This is a genomic window from uncultured Chitinophaga sp. (assembly GCF_902168175.1).
GTDB lineage: Bacteria > Bacteroidota > Bacteroidia > Chitinophagales > Chitinophagaceae > Chitinophaga.
In genome coordinates this window covers 1-7,373 of sequence record NZ_CABHOU010000061.1, presented here as the reverse complement: position 1 = coordinate 7,373, position 7,373 = coordinate 1, and the positions used below count along the sequence as shown (strand labels likewise).

Annotated in this window: 6 protein-coding genes; 3 read left to right on the top strand and 3 right to left on the bottom strand. The window is 47.5% G+C overall.

Annotation, left to right across the window (positions count from 1 at the left end; genetic code table 11):
• The first annotated feature begins 264 nt into the window (after window positions 1–264).
• Window positions 265–762: a phosphoribosyltransferase family protein gene (locus tag QZT80_RS13505; protein ID WP_295122604.1), complete on the top strand. Its 498-nt coding sequence runs from the start codon at window positions 265–267 to the stop codon at window positions 760–762.
• 93 nt (window positions 763–855) lie between these two features.
• On the opposite strand, the gene QZT80_RS13500 is transcribed toward QZT80_RS13505, so the two are convergent.
• Window positions 856–2,580, bottom strand: coding sequence for a phospho-sugar mutase (locus QZT80_RS13500; RefSeq protein WP_295122602.1), 1,725 nt, complete (start codon window positions 2,578–2,580; stop codon window positions 856–858).
• Window positions 2,581–2,835: 255 nt separating this feature from the next.
• Here QZT80_RS13500 and QZT80_RS13495 point away from each other — a divergent pair, with 255 nt between their 5' ends.
• Together QZT80_RS13495 and QZT80_RS13490 are read left to right on the top strand one after the other, a co-directional pair.
• On the top strand, window positions 2,836–3,453 hold the full coding sequence (locus tag QZT80_RS13495) for a YceI family protein (protein WP_295122600.1): 618 nt from the start codon (window positions 2,836–2,838) through the stop codon (window positions 3,451–3,453).
• Between the two features lie 130 nt (window positions 3,454–3,583).
• On the top strand, window positions 3,584–4,240 hold the full coding sequence (locus QZT80_RS13490; RefSeq protein WP_295122598.1) for a protein-L-isoaspartate(D-aspartate) O-methyltransferase: 657 nt from the start codon (window positions 3,584–3,586) through the stop codon (window positions 4,238–4,240).
• On the opposite strand, the gene QZT80_RS13485 is transcribed toward QZT80_RS13490, so the two are convergent.
• The gene (locus tag QZT80_RS13485) at window positions 4,241–6,730 is read right to left on the bottom strand and encodes a TonB-dependent receptor family protein (RefSeq protein WP_295122596.1); all 2,490 of its coding nucleotides are present in this window, start codon (window positions 6,728–6,730) and stop codon (window positions 4,241–4,243) included.
• A gap of 241 nt (window positions 6,731–6,971) precedes the next feature.
• On the bottom strand, window positions 6,972–7,373 hold a 402-nt coding region (locus QZT80_RS13480), incomplete at its 5' end, for an outer membrane beta-barrel protein (protein ID WP_295122595.1).

Below are 7,373 nucleotides of genomic sequence, written 5' to 3'. Positions count from 1 at the left end.
CCGAAAGCCAGCAGCACCAGGTTGCGCAGCCGCTCGTCCTTCCGGTCGTTAAGGGCCACATCGCGGCCCAGCAGAATGTTTTTCCTGATAAAGCCTGCCTTTTTTGCAAATAAATACACCGCCGCTGCAAAGGCGATTATAAAAAAAACTTGTTGCACAATCAGCATATCCTTGATTTGACTACCCCAATTTACAGTTTAATTCTATTCAACAACGTGGAGGGCAGCACAATTTATGTATTTTTACAGCGCGCAAAATTCGAACATGGAAAAAAAGAATACCATCTTAACACAGGATGCCATAGAGAAAAAGATCGAACGTATTGCCTATGAGATCTACGAGCATAACAGCGAAGAAGAACAGGTTATACTGGCCGGCATCTGGGACAGGGGCATTATCCTCACCCATAAAATAGCCGATCATCTCCGCCGTATCGCCTCGTTCGATATCAAAGTGATGGAAATACGTCTTGATAAACAAAAGCCGGAAGGCGTGGAGTTGTCGGACGCTATGGACTTCTCCAATAAAACGATCGTTATCATCGACGATGTGGCCAATTCGGGCCGTACAATGTTATATGCGCTCAAACCTTTCTTAGAGTTCCTTCCTAAAAAGATACAAACGGCTGTGCTGGTAGACAGGAAACATAAATCTTTCCCTTTGTCGGTTGATTTTGTGGGTTATTCTCTCGCTACTACTTTACAGGATATGGTAATGGTGGATGTGGAAGGCGATGATATTCTTTCTGCTTACTTAGTGTAGTCATCCCAATCAATTCGTTCCCGCGGGGCAAAAATAAAGGAGGCTGTAAACGGTTCATGCTTAACCGCTTACAGCCTCCTTCGTATAGTTCGGCTATTTTAATTTCATATCGCTGATAATCGCAGCTACACGCTGGTCCAGCTCAACGTTTACCTTATCGAAATCGCCTGCTGCGGAGAGCTTTGTATTTACGCTAAAGTAAAATTTGATCTTAGGCTCTGTGCCGGACGGACGGGCTGATATTTTGCTGCCATCTTCCAGTAAGAACTGTAGTACATTGGACTTAGGCAGGTTGATCGCCTCTGTAGCTCCCGATACCAGGTCGCGCTTTTGCTGCGTCTGGTAATCATAAATTGATATTACCTTGGAACCGTTGATAGTGGCTGGCGGATTATCGCGGTAGCCCTGCATCATTTCTGCAATTTCTTCCGCACCTTTCATACCCTTCTTGGTCAGCGAAATCAGGGATTCTTTATAAAAACCATATTTCAGGTAGATGTCGATCAGTTGCTCGAACAGCGAGCGGCCTTTCTCCTTAGCGTAAGCAGCCATCTCGCACAACATAGCTACCGATGCGATGGCATCTTTATCGCGTACGTTGTCGCCGATCATGTAACCGTACGACTCTTCACCTCCACAGATAAAGTTCTCTTTACCTTCTTTTTCCTGGATCAGTGCAGCGATCCATTTAAAGCCGGTGAGTACGTTGTAGCAGTTCACGTTATTGGCAGCTGCAAATACGTCGATCAGGTCGGAGGTTACTACGGTTTTACAAACATAGTCGTTCGACTGTGCCAGTCCGCGTTGTTTGCGGCCTTCCACGATGTAGTTGAACAGCAGTACGGCGGTTTGGTTACCGTTCATGAGTACCCATTCGCCATGGTGATTTTTTACGGCGATGCCAACGCGGTCAGAATCGGGGTCGGTGCCGAGCAGGATGTCCGCATCTATTTCCTTTGCCTTTTTAAGACCAATGCTCATGGCTTCGGACTCTTCCGGGTTAGGATATACCACGGTAGGGAAGTTGCCGTCTGGTTTAGACTGTTCTTCCACCACATGTACATTGGTAAAGCCGTAACGCTTCAGGATTTCCGGAGCGAGGGTAATACCGGTGCCGTGGATCGGTGTGTATACTATTTTTAGGTCGTGGTGTTTGGCAATGATATCCGGGTTGATGGAGAGGCCTTTTAATATACCGAGGTAGGCTTCATCCACATCTTTACCAATGCTGGTGATGTTTTGCTCGCCACCGGTCCATTTCACTTCGTCGATACCGGCGATCTTTTCCACTTCGCGGATCACGTTTTTATCATGCGGTGGTATGAGCTGGCCACCGTCGTTCCAGTAGGCTTTATAACCGTTGTATTCTTTAGGGTTGTGCGAGGCAGTAAGCACAATGCCGCCCTGGCACTGCAGGTGGCGGATGGCGAAACTCAGTTCCGGGGTAGGACGCAGGCTTTCGAACAGGTAAACATGGATACCGTTGGCGGCCAGTACATTAGCGGCTACTTCTGCAAAGTAACGGCTATTGTTGCGGCTGTCGTGGGCGATGGCCATTTTAACACCATTGGGGAAAGACTGGTTAAGGTAGTTAGCAAACCCCTGGGTGGCCATACCTACCGTGTATTTGTTCATACGGTTGGTACCAACACCCATTACGCCACGCAGGCCGCCGGTGCCAAATTCAAGATTACGGTAAAAGGCGTCGGTAAGTTCATCGGGGTTCTGCTGCTGCAGTAATTTAACGGCAGCTACCGTTTCCGCGTCATACTGGCCGTTGAGCCACTTGTCTACTGTGCTTAAAATGTTCGCGTCCATATTTTTTAATTCGGCTTTTATACAAACAATACGCTAAAAAATTTTAGCAGTGTAAAGTAAAGATAAAAATTGCATTAAGGCAAAAGGATAGACGAAGGACACTACGTAATACTACGTATTTCTGAAAATCAGGTGGTTCTACTTGTAATGGAAATATAAGGTAGCTGTACCTTTGCGGCGCAATCAGGAAGTGAAGTAATATCGAATACGCCTTCGCAATACTAATTAATATTTTTTTATAAAACAAACCCCAAAATGAAATCTTTAGTAAAATTTATTCTCTTAGCCACCGTAGCAGCAACGGTGAGTTGTAAAAAGAGTACCGAAACCACTACCGCCAGTCAAAAAACATGGGCCGACAGCAGCCGCATCGAATGGACTGGTTTCCAGGAAGATGTTGCCCACAAAGGTTACTTTGATCTTAAAGACGGTAAGGTCCGCATCCAGGACGGCCGTGTAATAGGAGGCTCCTTTAATATCGATATCGCCTCTATGGTGAGCAGCGATCCCAATTCGACAGAGTTGCGGAACATGATGCTGGATAAACTACAGGGCCCCGACTTTTTTAACGTAGCCATGTACCCCTCTGCTAAGTTCGAAATCCTGGAAGTTACCCCTTACGCAGGTGACAAATATGTAGGTATCAACGGTGCCAATGCCCTGGTACATGGCGAACTCACCATGTTGGGCAAATCCATGGTGATCAGTTTCCCCGCTAAAATCGAACTTACTGCCGAGCGCATCCTTGTAGATGCTGCGTTTACCCTCGATCGTACCGACTGGGGTATGACCGCCGCCGCTAAACCAGGTGATGAATCGTATGTGGAAAAAGGAGTTGACATCCGCGTGAAGATTAAGGCCGGCCGCTCTTAAACACAGCCTATTAACAGTATATTATCCCTTGTACGTACCGCCATTCCGTACAGGGGATAACTTTTTGTGGAAAACTGTACATGCAGGGCTTTGTGAAAAAGTTGCGGTTAATGGTTATTTTTGCGGCGATATGAAGCAGTACATTGATGATTACAAACAAAAAGGATTACGCAGGCAACTGGTTGAAAGCATCAAACAAAAGGGAATCACGGACGAAAATGTACTGGCAGCCATCAACAACATTCCCCGGCATTATTTCTTAGACACGGCATTTGAAAGCATCGCTTACGAAGACAGGGCTTTTCCGATAGGTGAGGGACAAACGATTTCCCAACCCTATACAGTGGCTTACCAGACTCAGTTATTAGAAGTACGTCCTTTTGAAAAGGTGCTGGAAATAGGCACCGGCAGCGCTTACCAGTCTTGTGTACTGGGAGAGTTAAAAGCAAATGTATACACCATCGAACGACAGAAAAAGCTGTTCGAGATCGTGAAGAAGTTTGCTTTTAAAACTAAATACCCGACGCTGCGTTTCTTTTACGGCGATGGTTACGAGGGGCTTCCTACCTATGCCCCGTTCGATAAAGTACTGGTAACGGCGGCCGCCCCGCAAATCCCCCAGAAACTGCTGGCCCAGCTTAAAATAGGCGGCAAAATGGTGATCCCCGTTGGTGGCGGCGATGTACAGCGGATGTTACGCATTACACGCATTGCCGAAAATGACTACAAAGAAGAAGCATTCGATAACTTCTCTTTTGTACCCATGCTTACCGGGAAAAACAGTTGATTAAAGGCCCATTTCCCTGCCGTTGGTTTTAGGCGGTTGCGGGGTTTCTTCTTCCTCTTCTTCTTTCTGGATTTTCTTTTTCCTGAACAGGTTCGGATCTATCTTGGCGAAACGGTACCGCACATTGATTTTTACAATGCGCGACGTTCTGCGCCTGTCGTAGTCCTGGATGAAGTCAGGCGTTTCGTAGTGGGAGGCGAACTGGCGGGTGTTGAATACGTCGGAAAGGTTCAGGGAAACCGCTAAGGCGTTGTTTTTCAGGAACTCTTTCCTAACCGAAACGTCAATGCCGTTCATGGCTTTGTAGGTACCCTGCGGCATAACGCGTGGCGAGCGATAGCTGCCCACGATCTGACCACTGAATTTATAAGGCAAACGGAAATTACTGTTCAGGTTAAGGCTGTAGCCAAAGTTCTCATTCTCTATTTTACGATCACCGCTCTGGCCGAATATTTTTGAGTATTCGAAGTTGAGCGTTGTGGTATGCGTCCACCATTTGAATATCCGCATTTTGTAGGTGGTATTGGAACCTATGCTGTTGTTGGTGGCAAGGTTTTGCGGAGAGGTGGTGGTGATACCGGTCTTAGGATCAAGGAGGCTTAGGCGGTCAATGAGTTTATTGGTGTTAGAATAATAGAAACCGCTGCTGAAGTAGTTCCTGGTTTCCGGGAAATAAATGCCGTAGTTCAGTTCAAACTTGTGGGTGAACGAGGGGTTAAGCGCCGGGTTGCCCACACGGATGTTCATGGTATCGGAGTTATTTACGTAAGGCAGCAACTGGTTAAAATCAGGGCGGTCTATACGGGTCGAATAGTTGAAGATCAGGTTATGGTCGTTCGGCAGGTTATACTTCAAAAACAGGCTGGGGAACACGTTCAGGAAAGTATTGTTCACGGACGTGTCTTTGCTGTAGGAGTAACCTTCGAGCTGGGAACTTTCAACCCTGATGCCTGCCTGATAGCCCAGGTTGCCAAGGGCGTTGGCCACGTTGATATAGGCAGAGCCTACCTTCTCCTGGTAGCTGTAGTTATTGGACAGTACAGGGCTGATGATGAAATCGCCTGTGTTATAATCGTATATGTTCGCGATGTAAATGTTCTCATAATCGCGTGTTCTGTATTTACCGCCTGCTTCCAGTTTCCCTTTTTTGCCGTAGGGTGTGGTATAATCTGCCTGTGCTTCCAGGAATTTGTTACGGCTGTCGCCATTGTTTACCTGGCTCGACGGACGGCTGTAAATGCTGCCATCGGGGCGAAAGTTATCGGTGCGGTACTGGCTGCCGCTGGTGCTTTTGGTATCGTTGAAGTTTACGTAAGCGGTAAGTTCCTGGTTAGGTTTATCGAAGGTGCGTTTGAAGTTGAAGCTGGTGGTATACGAAAGGCCTTCGCCGCCGCTGCCGTTGTTACGGAAGCCGTAGCGCTGTTGCTGCATATGTTCGTCTTCGTAGTTCATGTAACTGCTGTCGCGGTTTCTGTTGTCCCAGGTGTTCCAGCCACCGGCAAACGTAAGCGTGGTACGGCTGTCGAGGTAATAGTCAAAACCTATCCTGCCGCCGCTGCCTTTGTTAATATTATGATTGGAGCTTTCCTGTATAAAGTAGTTTACCGTATCCTTCATGTTCTTACGGTAACTGTAACCACTGCCGCTTTGCTCGTTATACCGCTGCTGGTAGTTGCCGAATAAGTTGATCTTACGCAGGCGCAGGCTCGCATTCACACTACCATTCGCTTCTTTAGGATTAGCGGCCGATACGTTGATCATGTAGTTATAACCCATCGCCTTATCTTTCTTCAATACGATATTAATGATACCGCCACCGCCCGCAGCGTCGAACTTAGCGGAGGGGTTGTGTATCAGTTCTATTTTATCGATCGATTCGGAAGGGATCATTTGTAAGGCGGTCTTTGTATCACCGAAGGGAGAAGGTTTTCCATCTACATAAACTGTGATGGATTTGCCGCGCATGGTCACGTTCTCGTCTATATCTGACTCCACGCCAGGCAAATTCTTCATTACATCCGAGGCTGTACCACCAGCCGCGGTAAGCATGCTGCTCATATCAAACACCTGCCTGTCTATTTGCATGGAAAACTCCGGTTTCTCCGATTTGATCTCTACACCCTGCAGGGAGGTTCCGGCGGCAATAAGCCTCAGTTCCCCGAGATTTCGGTTTGCATCCGATTGCAATCTTTGTTCAAATTTATCGTACCCCATAAAGGTAATCCGCACTACATAGTCGCCCGCGGGGATGCGGGGAAGTGAGAATTTACCGTCTGGTGCGGTATATACACCTGTGAGCAGCGAGGAGTCGGCGAAGCGTAACAACACTACCGATGCGTATTCCACTGGTTTACCTGTTGTTCCGTCCACGATTTTACCGGTAACAGCGCCTTGTGCTGCAACGGTTTGTGTGGCAGTTACTTTGTCCTGTGCCCAGGCACGGGGAGCTAAAAAAGTAGTAAAAAGGTAAAGTGGTACGAGTTTTCTCATGCGCAATAGGTGAGATCAGCAATTTTGGTTGACAGAGACGTGATTCGTAGCAAAAGTAGCACTGCCGCCCTTAGAAAGTTTTCAATTATGATAAGTGGTCGAAGCCGTGCGGGGAGCGGCGATGTAGGTGCGGCATTGCATAACTCAGGTGGAACAATAGAATGCGGATGAGCATTTATCCCATAAAAAAGGCCGCCACAAAGCGTGGCAGCCTCTTTCGTATCATACAGTTGGCAACTTATTAGAATCCCATCTCCATATTTCCCATATTCTCACCCTCTCTCTTGTTGTTCTTACGTTTGAAGATCTGGCTGTCGAACTTGCCGAAACGATAGCTTACGTTCATTTTAAGGATACGTGATTCGCGTTTGCGGTAGTAGTTCTGGGCAAAGAACATCGTGGTTTGGTCCAGGTTGTACTCGCGGGTATTGAATACATCGGAGAGGTTCAGTGAAACGGATAAAGCCTTGTTTTTCAGGAAGTCTTTTTTAACCGCTACGTCTACACCGCTGAAGCCTTTGATTTTGCCCTGGGCAGAGGAAGAGGCCATGCCCATACCACCTGGTCCGCCGCGACCGCCGCCACCGCCGCCCGCAGGCATAGCGATAGTGGGTGCCTGGTAAGTGGCATTCACCTGGAAGGT